Raw genomic sequence first — 23,012 nt, 5'->3', positions numbered from 1 at the left:
CAACGAGAGAGAGACGCACCATGACCGAAGCCTTTATCTGCGACGCCATCCGCACCCCCATCGGCCGCTACGGCGGCAGCCTGTCCGCGGTGCGCGCGGACGACCTCGGCGCGGTGCCGCTGAAGGCGCTGATGGCCCGCAACGCCAACGTCGACTGGAAGGCCATCGACGACGTGATCTACGGCAACGCCAACCAGGCCGGCGAGGACAACCGCAACGTGGCGCGCATGTCGTCGCTGCTGGCGGGCCTGCCGCAGGACGTGCCGGGCGCCACCATCAACCGCCTGTGCGGCTCGGGCATGGACGCCACCGGCACCGCCGCGCGCGCGATCAAGGCCGGCGAGGCCCACCTGATGATCGCCGGCGGCGTGGAAAGCATGAGCCGCGCCCCGTTCGTGATGGGCAAGGCCACCAGCGCGTTCTCGCGCGATGCGCAGATCTTCGACACCACCATCGGCTGGCGCTTCATCAACCCGGCGATGCGCGCCGCCTACGGCGTGGACTCGATGCCCGAGACCGCCGAGAACGTCGCCACCGACTACAAGATCAGCCGCGAAGACCAGGACCTGATGGCGCTGCGCAGCCAGGAAAAGGCCTCGCGCGCGCAGGCCGACGGCACGCTGGCACAGGAAATCACCGCGGTCACGATTGCGCAGAAGAAGGGCGATGCCATCGTGGTCGAGCGCGACGAACACCCGCGCGCCACCAGCATGGAAGCGCTGGCCAAGCTGCGCGGCGTAGTCCGTGCTGACGGCACCGTCACCGCCGGCAACGCCTCGGGCGTGAACGACGGCGCCTGCGCGCTGCTGCTGGCGAGCGAAGCCGGCATCAGGCAACACGGCCTGACCCCGCGCGCGCGCATCGTCGGCATGGCCACCGCCGGCGTCGCGCCGCGCGTGATGGGCATTGGCCCGGCGCCGGCGACGCAGAAGCTGCTCAAGCAGCTGGGCATGACGCTGGACCAGATCGACGTGATCGAGCTGAACGAAGCGTTCGCCGCGCAAGGCCTGGCCGTGCTGCGCGAACTGGGCGTGGCCGACGACGACCAGCGCGTCAACCCGAACGGCGGCGCGATCGCGCTGGGCCACCCGCTGGGCATGAGCGGCGCGCGCCTGGTCACCACCGCGATGTACCAGCTGCACCGCACCGGCGGCCGCTTCGCGCTGTGCACGATGTGCATTGGCGTGGGGCAGGGTATTGCGATGGTGATCGAGCGCGTTTAAGCGCGGCTGTCAGTTCTACCGCTTGTTTGCTCCCTCTCCCGCTTGCGGGAGAGGGTTGGGGTGAGGGCGGGCGCATCGACTAAGTCAGTCGCGCTGGTAGGCAACGTCCTGCCCTCACCCCCGGCCCCTCTCCCGCATGCGGGAGAGGGGAGCAAGACCGCAGTCCGCAGTCGTTTTGAAAGTGAGTCAAAGATGTCCCTCCCCGTAGCCACCCTCGTCACCGGCGGCAGTTCCGGCATCGGCCGCGCCATCTGCGAAATGCTGCTGGCCGATGGCGTGACCCAGGTGGTCAATGTCGACTACGCCGCGCCGGCGTGGTCGCATCCCAACCTGACCTTCTTCCAGGCCGACCTGACCGATGCCGAGGCCACCCGCGCCGTGGCGGAACAGGTCACCTCGCGCTTCGCGGTCACGCGGCTGGTGAACAATGCCGGCGCCACCCGCCCCGGCACCGCCGACAGCGCCACCGTTGCCGACCTGGACTACGTGACCGGCCTGCACCTGCAAGCCCCGCTGCTGTTGCTGCAAGCCTGCCTGCCGGCGATGCGCGCCGCAGGCTTCGGCCGCATCGTCAACATGGCCTCGCGCGCCGCGCTGGGCAAGCCCGAGCGCGTGGTGTACTCGGCCACCAAGGCCGGCCTGATCGGCATGACCCGCACGCTGGCGATGGAGCTGGGCGGCGATGGCATTACCGTCAACGCCGTGGCGCCGGGCCCGATCGCCACCGAGCTGTTCCGCAAGAGCAATCCCGAAGGCGCGGAGCAAACCAGGCGCATCCTGGCCAGCATCACCGTCAAGCGCATGGGCACCCCGGAAGACGTAGCGCGCGCCGCGCTGTTCTTCCTGTCGCCGGACAACGGCTTCGTCACCGGCCAGGTGATGTACGTGTGCGGCGGCACCACGCTGGGCGTTGCGCCGGTGTAAGCACCGGCAGGCCTGCGCGACTCAAGCATTCAACAAGAAGAGACGTTAACCAAGCGTCACGCATGGCGGCCCATCAGCGGGCCGCCCACCGGGAGCGCGCGTGCGCGCGCTCCGTTCGGGAACGGCAATCACGCCATCCAGCACAACCTCCCGCGGTACCCGATCACCGCCGGAACGACATAGCACCGGAGCATTACCGATGAGACAAGATTCCCAGACCTCCACCACGCGCCGCCGCCTGCTTGCCGCCGGCGTGGCGCTGGCCACCACCTTCGCCGGCTTTGCCGGCGCCGCCCATGCGCAGGGCGGCTATCCGACCAAGCCGATCACGCTGATCGTGCCGTTCTCGGCCGGCGGCACCACCGACATCCTGGCCCGCATCGTCGGCCTGCAGCTGGGCAAGGTGCTCGGCCAGCCGGTGGTGGTCGACAACCGTCCGGGCGCGGGCGGCAACATCGGCGCCTCGCTGGCCGCCAAGGCCCCGGGCGACGGCTACACGCTGTTCATGGGCACGATCGGCACGCACGCCATCAACCAGTCGCTGTACTCCAAGCTGCCGTACGACCCGGTCAAGGACTTCGCGCCGATCAGCCGCGTGGCGATGGTGCCGAACCTGGTGGTCGCCAACCCCAAGGTGCCGGTCAACAACATCAAGGAACTGATCGCCTACGTCAAGGCCAACCCGGACAAGCTGTCGTACGGCTCGTCGGGCAGCGGCTCGTCGATGCACCTGTCGGGCGAGCTGTTCAACTCGATGACCGGCCTGCATATCCAGCACATCCCGTACAAGGGCAGCGCTCCGGCCGTCAACGACCTGCTGGGCAACCAGATCGGCCTGATGTTCGACAACATGCCGTCGTCGTACCCGCACGTGAAGGCGGGCAAGCTGCGCGCGCTGGCGGTGACCTCGGCCAAGCGCTCGCCGGCGCTGCCCAACGTGCCGACCGTGGCCGAATCGGGCGTACCCGGCTATGAAGCCACCTCGTGGTTCGCCCTGTACGCCACCGCCGGCACGCCGCAGGCCATCGTCGACCGCCTCAACGCCGAAGTGGTGAAGATCCTCGCCATGCCGGACGTGAAGAAGCAGATGGCCGACCAGGGCGCCGAGCCCAACCCGGAAAAGCCGGCCCAGCTGGCCGCGTTCATGAAGTCGGAAACGGCCAAGTGGGCGAAGGTGGTGAAGGCTTCGGGGGCGACGGTGGATTGAGCATCCAACCGAGCGCTTGCTGCGGAGCGTATCGAACCGGCCCGGTGGGCCGGTTTTTTTTTTGCTCCGTTCGGTGCGTTTATGCGGGCGCGGCTAAGGATCTGCCAATGCCTGCCGTAAAGACAGGACGGCGATCCGTGTGTCCGCCGCGCCAGCCTGTTGATCCAGATTGTTTTTCCCTGGCAGGTCGCGGTGTAGCATGGCGCGCTGCGGGCCGCCATGGCGCGCGTGCGCCATGGCATCCGCTCAATCACAACAGGGAGAAAACCAAGTGAAAACCATGAAATCGTGCTGCCTGCTCGGCGCGGCCGCCGCCGCGCTGCTGCTGGCAGGCTGCGCCACCGAGACCTCGACCGCCTTGCCGGTGCAGAAGGTGGAAAGCGCCAGCCGGCCCTATAACGGCGTGCGCACGCCGATTGCCGTCGGCAAGTTCGACAACCGCTCCAACTACATGCGCGGCGTGTTCTCGGACGGCATCGACCGCCTCAGTGGCCAGGCCAAGACCAGCCTGGTAACCCATCTGCAGCAGACCAACCGCTTCAATGTGCTGGAGCGCGAGAACCTGGAAGAGATCAAGCGCGAGGCGGCGATCAAGAACCAGGCGCAACGCCTCAAGGGCGCCGACTATGTGGTGACCGGCGATATCACCGAGTTCGGGCGCAAGGAAGTCGGCGACGTGCAGCTGTTCGGCATCCTCGGCCGCGGCCGCGAGCAAGTGGCGTATGCCAAGGTCAATCTCAACATCGTCAACATCAACACCTCGGAAGTCGTGTATGCCACGCAAGGCGCGGGCGAATACAAGCTGTCGAACCGCGAGGTGATCGGGTTTGGCGGCACGGCCAGCTATGACTCGACGCTCAACGGCAAGGTCATGGACCTGGCCATGCGCGAGGCCGTGAACAACCTGGTCAGCGCCATCGAAACCGGCGCCTGGAAGCCGGCCCAGCAATAAGCGCCCGGTCGCGGCGCTGAATCCAACGCAACGAGAACAACAATGATGAACACGGTCATGCTGCATCGCGCAGCATTATTGTCGGCCGCCGGCAGCCTCCTGCTTGCCGGCTGCGCGGCGCCCAAGCCCATGTACCAGTGGGAGGGCTATCAGACGCAGGTCTACGAATATTTCAAGGGCGAGTCCAGAGAAGCGCAGATCACGGCGCTGGAAAGCGGGCTGCAGAAGATCCAGGCGCAGAGCGGGTCGGTGCCGCCGGGCTATCACGCCCAGCTTGGCCTGCTGTACCTGAACATCGGCAAGGGCGACCAGATGATCAAGGAATTCCAGACCGAAAAGACGCTGTTTCCGGAATCGGCGCCTTATATGGATTTCCTGCTGAGGAACGTGAAGAGCGATACCCGCACCGACATCAAGACCGGCGCCGCCGCCGGCAAGGATAACGGCACCGCCACCACCAACACCACCGCCACCACCGCCACCACCGCAAGGAGCTCCAAATGATGCGCCGTCTCCTTACCTGTGTGGCAGGCATGGCCATGGCCATGCTGTTCGCCGGCTGTGCCGTGCCGACCAAGCAGGTGGATTACTCCGCCTTCAAGGCCAGCCGGCCGCGTTCGATCGTGGTCTTGCCGCCGCAGAATACGTCGCCCGACATCAAGGCCACCTATGCCATGCTGTCGCAAGCCACCTTCCCGCTGGCGGAATCGGGCTACTACGTGCTGCCCGTGGCCGTGGTCGACGAAACCTTCCGGCAGAACGGCCTGACGGTGCCGGACGACATCCATGCCGTGCCGCTGGCCAAGCTGCACGAGATCTTCGGCGCCGACGCGGCGCTGTACGTCACCGTGACCGAGTACGGCTCCCGGTACCAGATCCTCAGCAGCGTGACCCGGGTGGCGGCCAACGCCAAGCTGGTCGACCTGAGGAACGGCGACGTCCTGTGGTCCGGCACCGCGGTGGCTGCCACCGACAGCTCCAGCAGCGGCGGCGGGCTGATCGGCATGCTGATCAGTGCGGCCATCACGCAGGCGATGAACCACACCATGGACGCCAGCTATACCGTGGCAGGCAGCACCAGCTACCGGCTGCTGGCGGCGGGCCAGCCCGGCGGCCTGCTGTATGGGCCGCGCTCGCCGAAGTACCAGTCCGACTAAGGTCGTCCCGCCCGGGGCGGCAACGGCGGTGCCCGCCTCAGCGGACGATGGCGGAGATAGCGCGCTTCTGGCGTGCAAACCAGAAGCGCAACAGCCGGTTCGACAGCACCGCCGGCAACGAGCCCGCCAGGATCCGGTAAACCCCGCTGCGGGGCAGCCGCGATGCCCTGGCGGGATCGAGCCAGTCATCATTGCGCACCAGGCGCTTCAGCGTCTCCATGCCGATCAGCACCGGCCACAGGCAGGCCAGCCGCAGCCTGACGAAGCGCGCCGGGATAGCCAGCGTATAGGCCAGCGCCTGTTCGAAGTGTTCCAGCGTGATGGGCACCAGCTCGAACATCAGCGGGCGCGCGAGCGTGGAGGCGTCCGGGCGCAGCAGGTCCTGCGGATGCAGACCGTGCCGCGCCAGCATCGGCTCGGGCAGGTAGCAGCGGCCGATGCGCAGATCCTTGCCGCAGTCGCGCAGCACATTGGTCATCTGCAGGGCTTTGCCAAAGCGAACCCCGCGGCGCAGCATGGTCTCGGTGTCGCCGATCGCACCGGGCATGTGGGCGGCGGCCATGCGGGTCCAGAACTCGCCCACGCAGCCGGCGACCAGGTAGGTATAGCGGTCCAGCGCTTGCACTTCACGCAGCGCGACGATGCGCCCCGCGCGTTCATCAGGGAACGTGCGCAGGTCGAATTCCATCCCTTCGGTCAGTGTCGACACGATCTGCCGCACCGCGGTGCGGTCTGCCGGCTCCAGTTGCGCCAGCGCCGCCAGCGCGTGTGCAAGCGACGCGAGCAGGATGCGTTCGTCGGACTGTTCCTGGCGGCTTGCCACTTCTGCCGCGAAGTCTGGCGTCGGCGCTGCCCCGGCATTGACGCCGTTGACCTGCTCGCGCAGCGACAACAGCAATGCCAGCCGCCGTTCCGGCGCGATCAGCGCGGTATCCGCAATGGTGTCCGCGGCGCGCGCGAGCAGATAGGCCAGCCCGACCGGATCTCGCATGCGCGCGGGCAGCACGCGCAGCGTCAGGTAGAACGAACGCGACACGCCTTTGAGCAGCGGACCAAGGAGGAATGCCCGGCTGGTGTCGCGCATCGGTGGTGACCTGTCCCTTGAGAAATTGGCGTGGATGCGCCCGCTCGGCAAGAACGCGGGCCGGGACATTGTACCTGCGGCGTCGCTTGCGCCTTGTCAGGAAGGGAACAGTCCGGGGCATGCAAGGGCAAGCGGAACGTTGCACCGGGCCAGATGATTCCATCGTCGCGAAAGACATGCAGCCATCGAGCGCAGGCGACCCGTTGCTCAGGACGATGCCTTGCACAGATAGCGCTCGAACCATTGCGCCGCCAGGCGCGCCACCGATTCCAGCGCGCCGGGCTCTTCGAACAGATGGGAAGCGCCGGGTACGATCACCAGCTTCTTCGGACAGGACAGCTCGGCGAAGGCGGACTCGTTCCGTTCCAGCACGCCGACATCGAGCCCGCCGACGATCAGCATGGTCGGTGTCTCCAAGCTGGCAAGGGCGTCGGCGCCCGCCAGGTCGACCCTGCCGCCGCGCGAGACGATGGCACCGATCGGGACCGGCGACATGCTGGCGGCGCGAATCGATGCGGCGGCACCAATGCTGGCGCCGAAGTAGCCCAGGTGGCGTGGCATGCCGGCCTGCTGGGTGAGCCAGCGGGTGGCATGGGCAAGCCGCTCGGCAAGAAGCGCGACGTCGAAGCGGATCGCCTGCACCTGGTCTTCGTCGGGCAGCAGCAGGTCCATCAGCAAGGTTCCCATGCCGCAGCGATTGAGTTCGGCTGCCACGTAGCGATTGCGCGGGCTATGGCGCGAGCTGCCCGTGCCGTGCGCGAACAGCACCAATGCCGCGCAGCCCGGGGGCAGCGCGAGGATGCCTTGCAGGATCACGCCGGCGGCCGGGATCGTCACCTCGGTGGTGTTTGCACCGCCATGCATGGCGCGGGCCTCCCTTGGATGTATCGGATGCGGCCCCGGAGCACCGTGGGTGACAACCGGCCGCATCGCATTCCACTATAGGGCGGGCGTGGCAGCGGGGCCAGCGACCCGTAGCGCAATCCCGGCAGGTTGACCATCCTGGGCAAAGCGATAAGAATCTGCGCTCACGGGCGCGAGCCTGTCCTGGCATCCGCGCCTTCACCGCTCCCATGATCCCACCCGTCAGCACCCTCCACGGCCGCCTCAAGATGCAGCACCTGCGCCTGCTGCTCGCGGTGGAAGAGCGCGGCTCGCTGCGGCAGGCCGCGGAAGCGCTGACGCTGACGCAGCCCGCGGTCAGCAAGATGCTGCAGGACATGGAAGACCTGCTCGGCGTGCCGCTGTTCGAGCGCCATGCGCGCGGGCTGCGGCCGACGCGCTTCGGGCTGGCGGCGACGCGCTACGCGCGGCTGGTGTTTGCGGACATGGGCGGCTTGCGCGACGAGCTGGTGGCGCTGGAATCCGGCAAGATCGGGCGTGTGCGCGTCGGTGCGGTGATGGCGCCGACGCCGGGGCTGCTTGCCGACGTGATCCGGCAACTGAACCGCGATCATCCCCGGCTGGAGGTGGCGGTGCACGTCGAGACCAGCGACGTGCTGATGCCGCAGCTCGAGCGCGACCAGCTCGACCTGGTGCTGGGCCGGGTGCCGGACGGCTGGGACAGCAGCGGGCTGGAGTTCGAGCAGCTGGGCGACGAGGGGCTGGCCATCGTGGTCGGGCCGCAGCATCCGCTGGCGCGGCGCCGCAAGCTGTCGTTCGCGGAGCTGACGCGCTACCCCTGGATCATGCAGCCGCGCCCGAGCCCGATGCGCGCGCTGATCGACCGCTCGTTCGAGGATGCCGGCGTGCCGGCGCCGCCGTCGACCATCGAGACCGCGGCGGTGCTGATGACCACCTCGTTGCTGGCGGACAGCGAGCTGATCGCGGTGTTGCCGGAGTCGGTGGCGGCCTACTATGGCCGCCTGGGCGCGCTGTCGGTGTTGCCTCTGCCGTTGCCGCGCAAGCTGGGGCCGTATGGCATCGTCACGCGGCGCGGCCGCCCGCCGACCGCGTCGATGAGCCTGCTGATCGATGCGTTGCGGGCGCGGTCGCGCTAGCAGGTGAGCGCTTATTCGGCGGGGCCGGGCAGTTTGCCGTCGACGCGCCAGTGGTGCCGCTGCGGGCTGTCCGGGCGCAACGAAGCGGGCAGCAGCCCGGCCGGCATGTCCTGGTAGCTGACCGGGCGCACGAAGCGCGCGATCGCCAGGCTGCCCACCGAGGTGCTGCGGCCGTCGGAGGTCGCCGGCCACGGACCGCCATGCACCATCGCATGGCCGACTTCCACGCCGGTGCCGAAGCCATTGACCAGGATGCGTCCCGCCAGCCGTTCCAGCGCGGGCAGCAACGCGCGGGCGGCGTCGTGGTCGGCGTCGTCGAGATGCAGCGCGACGGTCAGCTGGCCTTCGAGCGTGTCGATGATGCCGCGCACCTCGGCCAGCTCGCGGCAGCGCACCACCAGCGCGGCGGCGCCGAAGACTTCGTGGCGCAGCGCCGGGTCGGCGAGGAAGGCGGCGGCGTCGGTGGCGAACAGGGCGGCCTGTCCCTGCGTGGCCGATCCTGCGGGGCCGCGCGCGACGGTCTGTACCTGCGCGTGGCCGGCCAGCGAGGCGACGCCGCCGCAATAGGCGCGATGGATGCCCGGCGTCAGCATGGTCGCCGCCGGCAGCGTGGCAAGCCGCGCCGAAGCGGCCTGCAGGAAGCGATCCAGGTCATGCCCTGCAACCGCCAGCACCAGGCCGGGATTGGTGCAGAACTGGCCGGCGCCCAGCGTCAGCGAATCGGCGAAGGCGGTGCCGATGGCTTCGGCGCGGCTGGCCAGCGCATGCGGGAACAGCAGCACCGGGTTGACGCTGCTCATCTCGGCAAACACCGGGATGGGCTGCGGGCGTGCCGCGGCCAGCGCCATCAGCGCCATGCCGCCCGCGCGCGAGCCGGTGAAGCCCACCGCCTTGATGCGCGGATCGCGCACCAGGCCCTGGCCGATTTCCAGGCCGGCGTCGAACAGCAGCGAGAACGTGCCTTCGGGCAGGTCCATGGCGGCCACGGCTTGCTGGATGGCGCGGCCGATCAGCTCCGAGGTGCCGGGATGCGCCGGATGCGCCTTGACGATGACGGGGCAGCCGGCGGCCAGTGCCGATGCCGTGTCGCCGCCCGCGACCGAAAAGGCCAGCGGGAAATTGCTGGCGCCGAATACCGCCACCGGTCCCAGCGGGATATGGCGCAGGCGCAGGTCCGGGCGCGGCAGCGGCTTGCGCTCGGGCTGGGCCGGGTCCACGCGCAGCTCAAGGAAATCGCCCTGGCGCAGCATGTTCGCGAACAGTCGCAGCTGGCCCACGGTGCGGCCGCGCTCGCCTTCGATGCGGGCGCGCGGCAGGCCGGATTCGGCGACGCAGCGGTCGACCAGCGCATCGCCCAGCGCCAGGATGTTGGCGGCGATGGTTTCAAGGAAATCGGCGCGGCGCTCGGGGGCGGTTTCGCGGTAGGTGTCGAACGCCTCCCAGGCGAGGGCGCAGGCGTGCTCGAGTTGCTGGGGCGTGGCGCCGCCGAAGGCGGGTTCCAGTTGGGTGCCGGTGGCGGCGTCGATGGCGTGGAGGGTGCCGTGGGTGCCGCGCGGGGACTGGCGGCCAATCAGGAGGTTGCCGGTGAGGGTCATGGTGGGATTTTTGAAAGATGGAGCGGACTTCGTATCTGCGACAGGCGGAGGCATCGTCAGGGATAGCGCTTCGTGGATGCGCCGGCCCTCACCCCCCGCCCCTCTCCCGCAAGGCGGGAGAGGGGGAGCAAACCGCGGGCGTGGCAAATGCGTGCTGGGTGCTCCCTCTCCCGCTTGCGGGAGAGGAGTGGGGTGAGGGCCAGCGCTTCTCGACGCGAGGCGCCAGCGCATCAAGGCCAAGAGCCTCACCGCCCCCACCGCAACACCAGCGGATCCAGCCGCCGCGCGATCCGCATCAGCCCTTCGCGCGTGGCCGGGTGCATCGGCTGCAGCGGGTGGCGCACCGCGTCCGACGCGATCACGCCGCCTGCCTGCATCAGCACCTTGCTGGTGGCCAGCCAGCCCTGGCGGTTTTCGTAGTTGATCAGCGGCAGCCATTGCTGGTAGCGCTGCGCGGCCAGCTCCGCGTCGCCGGCCTGCCAGGCATCGAGGATCTGGCGGATGCCGTCGGGAAAGCCCGCGCCGGTCATGGCGCCGGTGGCGCCCGCTTCCAGGTCGGCCATCAGCGTGATGGCCTCTTCGCCGTCCCACGGGCCGACGATGGCGTCGCCGCCCAGCTCGATCAGCTCGCGCAGCTTGGCCGCGGCCTGCGGCACCTCGATCTTGAAGTACGACACATTGCCGATCTCGCGCGCCATGCGCGCGAGGAAGGGCGCGCTCAGCGTGGTGCCGCTGACCGGCGCGTCCTGGATCATGATCGGGATGTCGATGGCGTCCGAGACCGTGGCGAAGAATTCATAGATGCTGCGCTCGGGCATGCGGATGGTGGCGCCGTGGTAGGGCGGCATTACCATCACCATGGCCGCGCCCGCGTCCTGCGCCGCGCGGCTGCGCTCGGCGCACAGGCGCGAGCTGAAATGCGTGGTAGTGACGATCACCGGCACGCGGCCGTCGACGTGCTCCAGCACGGTTTTCATCAGCACGTTGCGCTCGTCGTCGCTGAGCACGAACTGCTCGGAGAAATTGGCCAGGATGCACAGGCCGTGCGAGCCGGCATCGATCATGAAGTCGATGCAGCGGCGCTGGCCGTCCAGGTCTAGCCCACCTTGCGCGTCGAAGATGGTGGGCGCCACCGGGAATACGCCGCGGTAGACGGTGGGGGTTGGGCTGCGGGTCATTGGTCTGTCTCCGGGCTGGCGGTAAAAGGATCGGGCCAATATACGAGCCGTCCGGCGGGCTGTATATTGAAACCTTTCCATCTGGTGATCGCTTTTGCGACTCACTGATACCTGTCATGAAATCCACCCTCGAGACCGTCATGGGCCGCCTGCGCGTGAAGCAGCTGCAACTGCTGATCGCGCTGGACGAGCAGGCCTCGCTGCACCAGGCGGCCGCGGCCATGGCGATGACCCAGTCCGCCGCGAGCAAGTCGCTGCAGGAGCTGGAAAGCATGCTGGAGGCACCGTTGTTCGAGCGCTCCCGGCGCGGCATGCGGCCCAACGCCTTCGGCCATTGCGTGATCCGGCATGCGCGCCAGCTGGTGGCGGACCTGGGCGCGATGTGCGACGAGGTGGCCGGCATCCGCGCCGGCAGCGGCGGGCGCGTTGCCGTCGGCACCATCATGGGCGCGGTGCCCGAGGTGCTGGTGCCGGCGCTGGCGCAGTTGCGCCAGGCGCACCCGGAGCTGGCGCTGGAAGTGATCGAGGACACCAGCCGCCGCCTGCTGGAATTGCTCGACGACGGCCACCTGGACCTGGTGATCGGCCGCTCGCTGGTCAGCGACGAGCCGGCGCGCTACCACTACCACCCGCTTGGCGACGAGCAGGTGGCGGTGGTGGTTGGCCGTTCGCATCCCGCGCCGCGCCCGGCCGCGATGGGGTTTGCCGACCTCGCGGGATATCGCTGGATCACGTATGCCGGCCATATGCCGATGCATGCGCTGCTGCAGCGCGAACTGGACCTGGCTGGCATGAGCTTCCCGGCCAATGCGGTGTCGACCTCGTCGGCGTTCGTCACGGTGGCGATGCTGCAGGGCGATCCCCGGCTGGTATCGCTGCTGCCCGCGGGCGTCGCCGCCATGTTCGCGCGCCAGAAGATGCTGCGCATCCTGCCGGTGCGGCTGCAGTCGCGCCAGCAGACCTTCGGCATCGTCACGCGGCGCGGCGGCGGCCTGTCGGCGGCGGCGCGGCAGCTGGTGGCTATCCTGAAAACACGCCGGCGCGGATCCGATGCGGCCGAGGCCGAGGTATAACGCCAGGTAATCGCCAGTTCAAAAAACGTCAGTAGTGGCGAATCACTGATGCTCCTATAGTCTGGCCATCCGCGCCGCAGAGCCGGACAGCACACGACGGAGACAGCAATGAAGACATGGATCGCCGGCACACTCGCCGGCCTCGCCACGATGGCCGCGGCGGCCGCGACAACAGGCGCGGCATGGGCCCAGGACACGCGGCCGGTGCGGCTGATGGTGGGCGCCGCGCCGGGCGGCGGCACCGACGTGATGGCGCGCATCGTCTCCGACAAGCTTGCCGCGCAACTGAAGCAGCCGGTGGTGGTGGACAACCGCCCCGGCGCATCCAACACCATCGCCGCGGACATCACCGCCAAGGCGCCGGCGGACGGCAATACGCTGTTGATGGGCGTGGTCACCTCGCAGGCGATCGCGCCGCACCTGCTCAAGCTGCAGTTCGATCCGCTCAAGGACCTGGCGCCGGTGGCGCTGGTGTCGACCGTGCCCAATGTGCTGGTGGTCAACAGCCAGGTGACGGCGCGCGACGTCAGGGCGCTGGTGGCGCAGATCCAGGCGAATCCGGACAAGTTCCGCTACAGCTCGTCGGGGGTGGGCAGCACCCAGCACCTGGCCGGCGCGGCCTTCGCGCGCCAGATCAAGGGCAAGCTGCTGCACGTGCCGTACAAGAGCAGCAGCAGCGCGCTGGTGGACCTGATGGGCGGGCAGGTGGACATGAGCTTCGAGACCATGCCCTCGGTCATCGGCCATATCAAGGCCGGCAAGCTGCGCGCGCTGGCGGTGACCGCCGACCAGCGCTCGGCGCTGCTGCCCAACGTGCCCACGCTGGCCGAAGCCGGCGTGCCGGGCATCCAGATGAGCGCGTGGTACGGGGTCTATGCCCCGGCCGGCACGCCGCCGGCGACGCTGCAGAAGCTCGGCGGCGCGCTCGCCACGGTGATCAAGGATCCCGACACCGTGCGCCGGCTGGCCGATGTGGGCGCGGTGCCCGGCGCGCTCACCGCGGCGCAGTTCGATGCGTTCTCGCGTGCCGAATACGTGCGCTATGGCAAGCTGATCGCGGAACTCGGCGTCAAGCTCGATCAATAACCTCCACGGAAGCCTCATGCATTCCCGTCCAAGAATCGCCATGGTGCTGGGCGACCCCGCCGGCATCGGTCCCGAACTGATCGCCCGGCTGCTGGCCGATGCCGGCACCGCCGCGCAGGCCGAGATCCTGCTGATCGCCGACCGCGCCGAATGGCGCCACGGCATGCAAGTCGCGGGGGTCGAGCTGGCACTGGCCGAGACCGAGGTGCCCGCCTTCGCCGCCGATGGCCAGCCGCGCCTGTACCACTGGCAGGTGCCCGACCGCCCGGCCTATGCGCGCGGCGTGGCCAGCGCCGAAGGCGGGCGCTACAGCCTGGGCACGCTGAAGCTGGCGCTGGAGCTGGCACAGGCCGGACAGGCCGATGCGATCCTGTTCGGGCCGCTGAACAAGAGTTCGCTGCACGCCGCCGGCATGGCCCATAGCGACGAACTGCACTGGTTCGCCGAGCAGCTCGGCTACCACGGCGACTTCTGCGAGTTCAACGTGCTGGACGGGCTGTGGACCTCGCGCGTGACCTCGCACGTCGCGCTCAAGGACGTGCCGGCCATGATCACGCCGGAGCGCGTCGGCGGTGCGATCGACCTGATCGACCAGGCGCTGCGCCGCGCCGGCATGGCCAGCCCGCGCATCGCGGTCTGCGGCCTGAACCCGCACAACGGCGACAACGGCGCCTTCGGCCGCGAAGAGATCGACGTGATTGCACCCGCTGTCGCCGCGGCCTGCGAGCGAGGCGTCGATGCGCAGGGCCCGTTCCCGGCCGACACCATCTTCCTGAAAGTGCAGGGCGGGCCGTCGCAGCGGCAGTTCGACGCCATCGTCACCATGTACCACGACCAGGGCCAGATCGGCATCAAGCTGATGGGCTTCTCGCGCGGCGTGACGGTGCAGGGCGGGCTGCCGGTGCCGATCACCACGCCCGCGCACGGCACCGCGTTCGACATCACGCAGCAGGGCCGCGCCGATCCCGGCGCCACGCTGCAGGCGTTCCAGATCGCCTGCCGCATGGGCGCGCAACGGCGCGCCGCCGCCCAAGCCTAGCCACCCGACCGTCCCTACCGGAATCCAGCATGACCGCCCCCGGCGCGGCCGGGGCGCGTTCGCGCCAACGCATTGCCATCAGGAGCTGAATATGAAGATCACCAACGTCCGCGCCCGCGTCTTCGAATGGAAGGGCAAGATCGTGCCGCCGCAGGCGCATTTCTGCACCAACGCCACCGACATCCTGTTCGAGCGCGGCGACGCCATGGGCTCGTTCCGCTTCCACGGCTGGATGGTGGTCGAGATCGAGACCGATACCGGCCTGGTCGGCATCGGCAACTGCGCGCTGGCGCCGCGCGTGGCCAAGCAGATCGTCGACCAGTACCTGGCACCGGTGGTGCTCGGCCAGGACCCGTTCGACAACGAATACCTGTGGCAGAAGATGTACCGCCGCACCCACGCCTGGGGCCGCAAGGGCATCGGCATGGCGGCGATCTCGGCGGTGGATATCGCGCTGTGGGACCTGATGGGCAAGGCCGTCGGCAAGCCCGTGTTCAAGCTGCTGGGCGGGCGCACCAAGGAAAAGATCTGGTGCTACGCGTCCAAGCTCTACAACAACGACGACCGCGATGCCTTCCTGGCCGAAGCGCAGCGCTACCTCGACCAGGGCTTTACCGCGATGAAGATGCGCTTCGGCTACGGCCCCAAGGACGGCCCCGCCGGCATGCAGAAGAACCTCGAGCAGGTGCGGCTGCTGCGCGAGCTGGTCGGCGACGGCGTCGACATCATGCTGGAATGCTACATGGGCTGGACCCTCGAATACGCGCGCCGCATGCTGCCGCGCCTGGCCGAGTTCAACCCGCGCTGGCTCGAAGAGCCGGTGATTGCCGACGATATCGAAGGCTATGTCGAGCTGAAGAAGGCCAGTCCGTTCCCGATCTCCGGCGGCGAGCACGAGTTCACTTCGTACGGCTTCAAGGATCTGCTGGAGCGCCGCGCGGTCGACGTGATCCAGTACGACACCAACCGCGTCGGCGGCATCACCGCGGCGCAGAAGATCAATGCCATGGCCGAGGCCTGGTCGGTGCCGGTGATCCCGCACGCCGGCCAGATGCACAACTACCACCTGACCATGGCATCGACCGCGTCGCCGATGGCGGAGTACTTCCCGGTGCACGACGTCGAGGTCGGCAACGAGCTGTTCTACTACATCTTCAAGGGCGATCCGGCGCCGGACAACGGTTACCTGCAGCTTGACGACAACCTGCCGGGGCTGGGACTGGAACTGAACCAAGCGTATTTCGACCAGTTCGACATCCTCGGCTGACGCCGGCAGCAAGCACGCGCCGTCTCACCCCGGCGCGTGCCCGCCATAGATCGCCTGCGCGGCCTCGCGCAGCGCCTCGGCGACCAGCAGCGCGCCGGGCGACATCAGCCGGTCGGTCGGCGTGATCAGGCCGAAGTCGTCCATATGGCAGGGCATTGCCATCGGCAGGATTTCCACCATGCCGAACGCGGCGTAGTACTGCGCCACATCGGCGGTCAGCACCGCGATCATGTCCGACTGCGTCACCATGCGCGTCAGGAACAGCAGCGCGGCGGTCTCGACCACGTTGACCGGCGGCGCCAGGCTGGCGCGCTGGAACATCAGCTCGAAGCGGTGACGCAGCACGGTGCCAGCGGGCGGGATCAGCCAGGCCGCGTCGGCGGCGTCGGCCAGCGACAGGCCGCGCGCCGCCAGCATCGGATGGCCCGGCCGCACCACCGCACAGACCGGCTCCTGCGCCATCGGCTCGTAGCGCAGCCGACCCTTGTCGTGCTCGGGAAACAGGCGCGCCACCACCATGTCCAGCTTTTCCTGCCCCAGGCGGTCGAGCAGCACGTTGCTGTTGTCGATCTCGACCGAGACCCGCAACCCCGGATAGCGCGCCTTGACCTGCGCGATCGCCGCGGGCAGCAGCCGCACCCCCGGCGAGGTGATCGCGCCGATCGCCACATGGCCGAGGCGGCCGGCCTTCAGCGCCAATACCTCTTCGCGCGCCTGGTTCAGGCTGCCCACCACCGCGCGCGCGTGCCGGATCATCGCGCGGCCGTAGTCGGTCGGCGCCATGCCGCGCGGCAGGCGCTCGAACAGCGGCACCGACAGCAGTTCCTCCAGCTCGCGCAGCAGCTTGGACGCGGCCGGCTGCGTCATCGCCAGCCGCTCGGCCGCGCGGTGGATGCTGCCTTCGTCGGCCACGGCCAGCAGCAGCAATAGCTGGCGGGTCTTGAGACGAGTGTGGTTGTGCCACGTCGGCAGGGCCTCGGGGGCCGGGGAAGTCGCGGAGGAAGCGGGGGCGGCAGGGCTGGCTGGCATGGACTAGGGTTTGTACTGATGCCGAAATCGATATGGCAAAGGCCGAACTCTTCATTAGTAGCATATCGGCAAGCTGCATACACTGCCTCCCACAAAACATAACGACCGGAGACAGCGTGGTGCCGCGCCCGCCGCGTCCACCCGCCGCCGAAAGGCGCGTGCCGCTGGATCCGTCGTCCCTGCCATTCCCGCCGCCAGCGATGGCGGCCCCGCACCAGGAACAACATGTCGGATTCCAACGACAAGCAACGCAAGCCGCTGCGCTCGAGCGCGTGGTTCGGCACCGCCGACAAGAACGGCTTCATGTACCGCAGCTGGATGAAGAACCAGGGCATTCCCGACCACGCCTTCGACGGGCGCCCGGTCATCGGCATCTGCAATACCTGGTCGGAACTCACGCCCTGCAACGCGCACTTCCGCAAGCTCGCCGAGCACGTCAAGCGCGGCGTGTATGAGGCGGGCGGCTTCCCGGTCGAATTCCCGGTGTTCTCCAACGGCGAATCCAACCTGCGCCCGACCGCGATGCTGACGCGCAACCTGGCCGCGATGGACGTCGAGGAAGCGATCCGCGGCAACCCGATCGATGCCGTGGTGCTGCTGACCGGCTGCGACAAGACCACGCCCGCGCTGCTGATGGGCGCGGCCAGCTGCGACGTGCCGGCCATCGTCGTTACCGGCGGGCCGATGCTCAACGGCAAGCTCGACGGCAAGGACATCGGCTCGGGCACCGCGGTGTGGCAGCTGCATGAATCGCTCAAGGCGGGCGAGATCAACCTGCACCAGTTCCTGTCGGCCGAGGCCGGCATGTCGCGCTCGGCCGGCACCTGCAACACCATGGGCACGGCCTCGACCATGGCATGCATGGCCGAGGCGCTGGGCACCTCGCTGCCGCACAACGCGGCAATCCCCGCGGTCGATGCGCGCCGCTACGTGCTGGCGCACATGTCCGGCATCCGCATCGTCGAGATGGCGCGCGAAGACCTGACGCTGTCCAAGATCCTGACGCGCCAGGCGTTCGAGAACGCGATCCGGGTCAATGCGGCGATCGGCGGCTCGACCAACGCCGTGATCCACCTGAAGGCGATCGCCGGCCGCATCGGCGTGCCGCTGGAACTGGAAGACTGGAGCACGGTGGGACGCGACACGCCGACCATCGTCGACCTGATGCCGTCGGGCCGCTTCCTGATGGAAGAGTTCTACTATGCCGGCGGCCTGCCCGCGGTGCTGCGCCGCCTGGGCGAGGCCGGGCTGCTGCCGCATCCCGGCGCGCTCACCGTCAACGGCAAGGCGCTCTGGGACAACGTCCGGGATGCGCCGATCACCAGCGACGAAGTCATCCGCCCGCTGGATAAGCCGCTGATCCGCGACGGCAGCATCCGCATCCTGCGCGGCAACCTGTCGCCGCGCGGCGCGGTGCTCAAGCCGTCGGCGGCAACGCCCAGGCTGCTGCGCCACCGCGGCCGCGCGGTGGTGTTCGAGAACCTGGAGCATTACAAGGAACGCATCGTCGACGAGTCGCTCGAGGTCGACGAGAACTCGGTGCTGGTGCTCAAGCGCTGCGGGCCGCGCGGCTACCCGGGCATGGCCGAGGTCGGCAACATGGGCTTGCCGCCCAAGCTGCTGCGCCAGGGCGTCAAGGACATGGTGCGGATTTCCGACGCGCGCATGAGCGGCACCGCCTACGGCACGGTGGTGCTGCACGTGGCGCCGGAAGCGGCCGCCGGGGGTCCGCTGGCGATCGTGCGCGACGGCGACTGGATCGAGCTCGACTGCGAGGCCGGACGCCTGCACCTGGACATCGACGAAGCCGAGTTCGAACGCCGCATGGCCGACGTGCAGCCGCTGCAGGCCCCGGCCGACGGCGGCTATCGCAAGCTGTACGTCAACCACGTGCTGCAGGCCGACCAGGGCTGCGACCTGGACTTCCTGGTGGGCTGCCGCGGCCGCGAGGTGCCGCGCCACTCGCACTGAGCCACTGCACCCCAGCGCCGACCGCCAGACGCGGCGGCCACGACAAGACAAAACAAGGAGACCCGCCATGCAAGGCACCCAGACCGCGCCGTTGGAGCGCGCCGCCCCGACCCGGGGTGAAACTGTACAAGCCGCGGAGGAGCACCGCATCGTCGGCATGCTGGTGCGGCGGCTGATCCCGTTCCTGGCGCTGATCTACGTGGTCGCGTATATCGACCGCTCGGTGGTCGGCTTCGCCAAGCTGCACATGAACGCGGCCATCGGCATCAGCGATGCGGCCTATGGCCTGGGCGCGGGCCTGTTCTTTATCGGCTACTTCCTGTGCGAAGTGCCGAGCAACCTGGCGCTGGAGCGCTTTGGCGCGCGCCGCTGGTTTGCGCGCATCCTGTTCACCTGGGGCGTGATCACCATGGCGATGGCGTTCACGCAGGGCGCGCACAGCTTCTACGTGCTGCGCTTCCTGCTGGGCGCGGCCGAAGCGGGGCTGTATCCGGGCATCCTCTACTTCCTGACCAAGTGGTTCCCGATGCGGCATCGCGCGCGCATCATCGGCCTGCTGGTGCTGGCGCAGCCGATCGCGCTGATCATCACCGGTCCGCTTGCCGGGCTGGTGCTGTCCACGCATGGGCTGTTCGGCATGAGCAACTGGCAGACGCTGTTCGTGCTGAGCGGCCTGCCCGCGGTGCTGCTGTGCCTGCCGACGCTGAGGCTGCTGCCCGAGTCGCCGGCCAGCGCCGCGTGGCTGGCGCCCGCGGACCGCGCCTGGATCGAGCGCGAGCTGGCCGCGGACCAGGCCGCCTATGCGCTGAAATCGCACGGCAACCCGCTGCGGGCGCTCAGGGACAAGCGCGTGCTGCTGCTGTCGCTGCTGTTCCTGCCGTTTCCGCTCAGCATCTACGGGCTGTCACTGTGGCTGCCGACCATCATCAAGCAGTTCGGCGTCACCGATGCGATGACCGGCCTGCTGTCGGCCGTGCCCTACCTGTTTGCCGTGGTCGGGCTCTGGCTGGTGCCGCGCCATTCCGACCGCAAGCGCGAGCGCTACGGCCATATCGTGGTGGTGTCCGGCATGGCGGCGATTACCATAACGCTGAGCGCATGGGTGCAGTCGCCGGTGCTGCAGTTCCTGTTTATCTGCCTGACCGCGTTCTCGATCTATTCGATCCAGGCCGTGGTGTGGGCGCTGCCCGGCGAATTCCTGACCGGCGCCAGCGCCGCGGTGGGCATCGCCACCATCAACTCGCTGGCCAATCTTGGCGGCTATTTCGGGCCGTATGGCATCGGCGTGATCAAGGACGCCACCGGCAGCCTTGCGGCCGGGCTGTACTTCCTGGCGGCGATGCTGCTGTTTGCGGTGCTGATGGCCTTTGTCGTGCGCGCCGCGCTGCGGCCGACGGCCGGGCGCGCCTGACCGCCAGTTCAAGGCCGCCGCTTCTTCCACTCATAGTCGGGCGGCGGGTCGGCCGCGCCGGCGCGGCCGACCGAGTCGGGGTTTTCCGAGCACAGCGTGACAAAGCTGACCGCCTCGCCCGCGTGCTGGCGCTGGCGCAGCGCTTCGGTAAAGCGCAGCGCCTCGCGCATCGCGTCGCTGGGGAACGACTGCGCGTGCGGCGTCAAGCCGGTGCCGAGGGCTTCGGACCAGTAGACCATGTACATATAAGGCTTCCTTTTGCTTGCGCGGGGGGTGCCAGGGCTGCTGCAACCTTCGTTCCCGCTGCCGCGGCGGCGCGCACGGGAAGGCCGGGTGTGCCGGGGACCACGATTGCAAACCCTTCCTCCGCCTTTTGCAAGCTTTGGCATGTCGCGGGCACAATGGGCGCTTGCCGTGCGCCCTGCACCGCTGTGCCGTTCCCGTCTCGTCCCATGCCCGAACTTGCGCTGATACCCGCCACCGCCGCCGATGCCGACCGGCTCGCCGCCATGCACGCCGTCAGCTGGCAGCACACCTACGCCGGCATGCTGCCGGACGCCTACCTGCGCGATCAGGCCTACCCCGAACGACTGGCCGCCTGGCGCGCGCGCATGCACGACGGCGCTGATGGCCCGGCCGAGGTCACGCTGGCGCTGGTCGACGGCGAGGCCGCCGGCTTTGCCTGCCTGTTGCCGCGGGCCGAGCCGCGCTTCGGCATCTACCTGGACAACCTGCATGTCCTGCCGGCGTTCCATGGCCAGGGGCTGGGCAAGCGGCTGCTGGCCCATTGCGCGCAACGGGTCGCGCAGGGCTGGCCGGGGCAGCCGCTGTTCCTCTATGTGCTGGAGGCCAATACGCAGGCGCGCGAGTTCTACCAGCGGCTGGGCGGCGAGGCCTCCGAGCCGTTCGAGGACGATTTCCACGGACCCGCCCTGCGCGTGATGGTGCGGCGCGTCACGTGGCCCGACGTGGCGGCGCTGGCCAGGCGGCTGGCGTAGGGCAACATGGCAGCGCGGCGGGCGTTGCCATGCCGCGTGCCACTGGCCTACCATCGCCGGCATGCCAACCGGAGACCACCTGCCATGACGCCGTCGACCGCCCGCCTGCCGCAACCTGCCCGTTCGCATCTGGCGCGCGCCCTTGCCGCCGCTACCATCGCGGTACTGGCCGGCTGCGCCGGCTCCCCGGCAGTGCCGCCCGCCGCGGGCAATCCCGCCACTCCCACGGCCGCCGCGCCGCAGTGGCAGCGCGTGCATCTCGGCGCGGGCGCCGGTTATGACTTCCCGGTCTACGCCAGCCATCGGCTCGACGGAGACCTGTCGGGTATCCGCGAAGTCGTGCTGGTCCAGCATGGCCTGCAGCGCAACGGCGACGACTACTTTGCCGCCGGCGCGGCACTGCTGAAGGCCAGCGGCCGCAACCCGGACGAGGTGCTGCTGGTGGCGCCGAATTTTCCCGGCACGCCTGACCGCAACAAGGGCTTTACCGGCATGCCGCACTGGTCGGTGCAGGGCTGGCTCAGCGGCGAGGACGCGCTCGAGGGCCCGGCGCGCGTCAGCTCATTGCAGGTGCTGGACGACCTGCTCGCACGCTTCACCGACAAGGCGCGGCTGCCGCAGGTGCGCAAGGTGACGGTGGCCGGCCACTCCGGCGGCGCGCAGATCGTGCACCGCTACGCGGTGCTCAACAATGTCGACGAGCGCATCCGGGCGGGCGGCATCGAGCTGCGCTACGTCGTGGCCAATCCGTCTTCGTACCTGTATTTCACGCCGGTGCGGCCGGCTGGCGCCGACGGCAAGTCGTTCGCGCCGTATGACCTGGCCCGTTGCCCGGACTACGACAAATACCGCTATGGCATGCAGGACATGGTGCCGTATGCCAAAGGCGCCGACGGCATGGCGCTGTTCCGGCGCTATGCCGGGCGCGAGGTGACCTATCTGGCCGGCACCGAGGACAACGATCCCAACCACCGCGTGCTCGACAAAGCGTGCGGCGCCGAGGCGGAGGGCCCCACGCGGCTGCAGCGTGCGCGCGGCTACCTGCGCTACGAGCGCTACCTCGCCGGCCCGGGCCTGGTCACGCGCCACCAGGCGTATGAAGTGGTGGGCGTGGGCCACGACCAGGCGCGCATGTTCGGGTCGCAGTGCGGGGCACGGGCCGTGTTCGGCATGCCTGAGGCGGCCAATGCCGGCGGCGCGGCCTGCCGCGCGCCGCAGCTCTGAGGCGACTCGCGTCCTGGCACCGTCACGGCAAGAAAAAACCCGCGAAGCTCGCGGGTTCAAGTCCCTGCCCGCAGGATCGGGCTCGGAGGAGACAACCACAGGGAAAACGGTGGCGCGCGATCAGCTCAGGTTGTATTTGACGACCTGTTCCTCGACGCCGACAAAACGCACCAGCTGGCGCAGCCCGCTGGGATATTCCTTGATATGGTGCCCGTCAGGCGTATCGGGCAGGCGGTAATAAACTGGCGCCTTGTCGTGCACTGGCGCCAGCAGGCCGAGCGGACGCGCGTCGGCCTCCCAGGGCACGTCGCGGTCTTCGGCAAGCAGGATTCTTCCGGTCATGGACACACTCCAAAGTTCTGCATGGTGCGGCCGGGGGTCGGATCGTTTTTGCTCGCACAGCTTCAATGTATGGAATGTATGGCACAGCGGCCGGAAATGCCATTCAGCATTTTTTAATTCTGTCTGGCGGGAAATTTCTTAACTGACAAAATCGACGAATATATCGCTCGCCGTCATATCGGGCGGGGTGCGTCGGGCGCTGACCGGCATTGCGCTACCATAGCGCCAGTTTTTGAAAGTGCGGTGACCGGC

22 protein-coding genes are annotated in these 23,012 nt (G+C 68.7%); 15 read left to right on the top strand and 7 right to left on the bottom strand.

Annotated features, from left to right (window positions below):
* Positions 1 to 20 precede the first annotated feature (20 nt).
* From pcaF to A3AG_RS0107090, 6 genes are all read left to right on the top strand, one after another.
* Complete coding sequence (gene pcaF / locus A3AG_RS0107115) at positions 21 to 1,223, top strand: 3-oxoadipyl-CoA thiolase (protein WP_018004752.1); 1,203 nt, start codon at positions 21 to 23, stop codon at positions 1,221 to 1,223.
* A 192-nt stretch (positions 1,224 to 1,415) separates the two neighbouring features.
* Positions 1,416 to 2,147, top strand: a complete 732-nt coding sequence (locus tag A3AG_RS0107110; protein ID WP_018004751.1) for an SDR family NAD(P)-dependent oxidoreductase — start codon at positions 1,416 to 1,418, stop codon at positions 2,145 to 2,147.
* Positions 2,148 to 2,346: 199 nt separating this feature from the next.
* Positions 2,347 to 3,354: a Bug family tripartite tricarboxylate transporter substrate binding protein gene (locus tag A3AG_RS0107105; RefSeq protein WP_018004750.1), complete on the top strand. Its 1,008-nt coding sequence runs from the start codon at positions 2,347 to 2,349 to the stop codon at positions 3,352 to 3,354.
* Positions 3,355 to 3,634: 280 nt separating this feature from the next.
* Positions 3,635 to 4,306 carry a CsgG/HfaB family protein gene (locus A3AG_RS0107100; protein WP_012355068.1) on the top strand — a complete coding sequence of 224 codons (672 nt, stop codon included), beginning with the start codon at positions 3,635 to 3,637 and terminating at the stop codon, positions 4,304 to 4,306.
* A gap of 42 nt (positions 4,307 to 4,348) precedes the next feature.
* Positions 4,349 to 4,810 carry a DUF4810 domain-containing protein gene (locus tag A3AG_RS31480; protein ID WP_018004749.1) on the top strand — a complete coding sequence of 154 codons (462 nt, stop codon included), beginning with the start codon at positions 4,349 to 4,351 and terminating at the stop codon, positions 4,808 to 4,810.
* Positions 4,807 to 5,463, top strand: a complete 657-nt coding sequence (locus A3AG_RS0107090) for a DUF799 domain-containing protein (RefSeq protein WP_026164011.1) — start codon at positions 4,807 to 4,809, stop codon at positions 5,461 to 5,463. Before A3AG_RS31480 ends, A3AG_RS0107090 begins: the two co-directional genes overlap by 4 nt.
* A gap of 37 nt (positions 5,464 to 5,500) precedes the next feature.
* Here A3AG_RS0107090 and A3AG_RS0107085 read toward each other — a convergent pair whose 3' ends face one another.
* Together A3AG_RS0107085 and A3AG_RS0107080 are read right to left on the bottom strand one after the other, a co-directional pair.
* On the bottom strand, positions 5,501 to 6,547 hold the full coding sequence (locus A3AG_RS0107085; RefSeq protein ID WP_018004747.1) for a phytoene/squalene synthase family protein: 1,047 nt from the start codon (positions 6,545 to 6,547) through the stop codon (positions 5,501 to 5,503).
* A 207-nt stretch (positions 6,548 to 6,754) separates the two neighbouring features.
* Positions 6,755 to 7,411, bottom strand: coding sequence for a dienelactone hydrolase family protein (locus A3AG_RS0107080; protein WP_018004746.1), 657 nt, complete (start codon positions 7,409 to 7,411; stop codon positions 6,755 to 6,757).
* Between the two features lie 209 nt (positions 7,412 to 7,620).
* On the opposite strand from A3AG_RS0107080, the gene A3AG_RS0107075 reads away from it, so the two are divergent.
* Positions 7,621 to 8,547 (top strand): LysR family transcriptional regulator, encoded by a 927-nt coding sequence (locus A3AG_RS0107075; protein ID WP_018004745.1) that lies wholly within the window; start codon positions 7,621 to 7,623, stop codon positions 8,545 to 8,547.
* Between the two features lie 11 nt (positions 8,548 to 8,558).
* On the opposite strand, the gene A3AG_RS0107070 is transcribed toward A3AG_RS0107075, so the two are convergent.
* A complete protein-coding gene (locus A3AG_RS0107070; RefSeq protein WP_018004744.1) occupies positions 8,559 to 10,142 on the bottom strand; it encodes an aldehyde dehydrogenase (NADP(+)) in 1,584 nt (527 codons plus the stop codon).
* A gap of 245 nt (positions 10,143 to 10,387) precedes the next feature.
* A complete protein-coding gene (locus tag A3AG_RS0107065; RefSeq protein WP_018004743.1) occupies positions 10,388 to 11,320 on the bottom strand; it encodes a dihydrodipicolinate synthase family protein in 933 nt (310 codons plus the stop codon).
* Between the two features lie 116 nt (positions 11,321 to 11,436).
* Between A3AG_RS0107065 and A3AG_RS0107060 the strand changes: the two genes are divergently transcribed.
* The 4 genes from A3AG_RS0107060 (at position 11,437) to A3AG_RS0107045 (ending at position 15,785) form a co-directional block, all read left to right on the top strand.
* Entirely contained in the window at positions 11,437 to 12,393 is a 957-nt protein-coding gene (locus A3AG_RS0107060; RefSeq protein ID WP_018004742.1) for a LysR substrate-binding domain-containing protein, read from the top strand.
* Positions 12,394 to 12,501: 108 nt separating this feature from the next.
* Complete coding sequence (locus A3AG_RS0107055; protein WP_018004741.1) at positions 12,502 to 13,479, top strand: Bug family tripartite tricarboxylate transporter substrate binding protein; 978 nt, start codon at positions 12,502 to 12,504, stop codon at positions 13,477 to 13,479.
* 16 nt (positions 13,480 to 13,495) lie between these two features.
* Positions 13,496 to 14,518, top strand: coding sequence for a 4-hydroxythreonine-4-phosphate dehydrogenase PdxA (locus A3AG_RS0107050; RefSeq protein WP_018004740.1), 1,023 nt, complete (start codon positions 13,496 to 13,498; stop codon positions 14,516 to 14,518).
* A 91-nt stretch (positions 14,519 to 14,609) separates the two neighbouring features.
* A complete protein-coding gene (locus A3AG_RS0107045) occupies positions 14,610 to 15,785 on the top strand; it encodes an L-rhamnonate dehydratase (protein WP_018004739.1) in 1,176 nt (391 codons plus the stop codon).
* A gap of 24 nt (positions 15,786 to 15,809) precedes the next feature.
* Here A3AG_RS0107045 and A3AG_RS0107040 read toward each other — a convergent pair whose 3' ends face one another.
* Positions 15,810 to 16,814: a LysR substrate-binding domain-containing protein gene (locus A3AG_RS0107040; protein WP_240619805.1), complete on the bottom strand. Its 1,005-nt coding sequence runs from the start codon at positions 16,812 to 16,814 to the stop codon at positions 15,810 to 15,812.
* 225 nt (positions 16,815 to 17,039) lie between these two features.
* Here A3AG_RS0107040 and A3AG_RS0107035 point away from each other — a divergent pair, with 225 nt between their 5' ends.
* Together A3AG_RS0107035 and A3AG_RS0107030 are read left to right on the top strand one after the other, a co-directional pair.
* A complete protein-coding gene (locus tag A3AG_RS0107035; protein WP_018004738.1) occupies positions 17,040 to 18,785 on the top strand; it encodes an IlvD/Edd family dehydratase in 1,746 nt (581 codons plus the stop codon).
* A gap of 67 nt (positions 18,786 to 18,852) precedes the next feature.
* Positions 18,853 to 20,196, top strand: coding sequence for an MFS transporter (locus tag A3AG_RS0107030; protein WP_018004737.1), 1,344 nt, complete (start codon positions 18,853 to 18,855; stop codon positions 20,194 to 20,196).
* 8 nt (positions 20,197 to 20,204) lie between these two features.
* On the opposite strand, the gene A3AG_RS0107025 is transcribed toward A3AG_RS0107030, so the two are convergent.
* Positions 20,205 to 20,441: a hypothetical protein gene (locus A3AG_RS0107025; protein WP_018004736.1), complete on the bottom strand. Its 237-nt coding sequence runs from the start codon at positions 20,439 to 20,441 to the stop codon at positions 20,205 to 20,207.
* A 207-nt stretch (positions 20,442 to 20,648) separates the two neighbouring features.
* On the opposite strand from A3AG_RS0107025, the gene A3AG_RS0107020 reads away from it, so the two are divergent.
* Together A3AG_RS0107020 and A3AG_RS0107015 are read left to right on the top strand one after the other, a co-directional pair.
* Positions 20,649 to 21,194 (top strand): GNAT family N-acetyltransferase, encoded by a 546-nt coding sequence (locus A3AG_RS0107020; RefSeq protein ID WP_018004735.1) that lies wholly within the window; start codon positions 20,649 to 20,651, stop codon positions 21,192 to 21,194.
* Positions 21,195 to 21,278: 84 nt separating this feature from the next.
* Positions 21,279 to 22,418, top strand: coding sequence for a hypothetical protein (locus tag A3AG_RS0107015; RefSeq protein WP_018004734.1), 1,140 nt, complete (start codon positions 21,279 to 21,281; stop codon positions 22,416 to 22,418).
* 120 nt (positions 22,419 to 22,538) lie between these two features.
* Here A3AG_RS0107015 and A3AG_RS0107010 read toward each other — a convergent pair whose 3' ends face one another.
* Positions 22,539 to 22,760, bottom strand: a complete 222-nt coding sequence (locus A3AG_RS0107010) for a hypothetical protein (RefSeq protein ID WP_018004733.1) — start codon at positions 22,758 to 22,760, stop codon at positions 22,539 to 22,541.
* Positions 22,761 to 23,012 lie beyond the last annotated feature (252 nt).

Origin of the sequence: Cupriavidus neocaledonicus (assembly GCF_000372525.1) — a bacterium.
Lineage (GTDB): Bacteria > Pseudomonadota > Gammaproteobacteria > Burkholderiales > Burkholderiaceae > Cupriavidus > Cupriavidus neocaledonicus.
The sequence above is the reverse complement of the archived record's forward strand: the minus strand, read 5'-3'. Positions and strand labels throughout refer to the sequence as shown.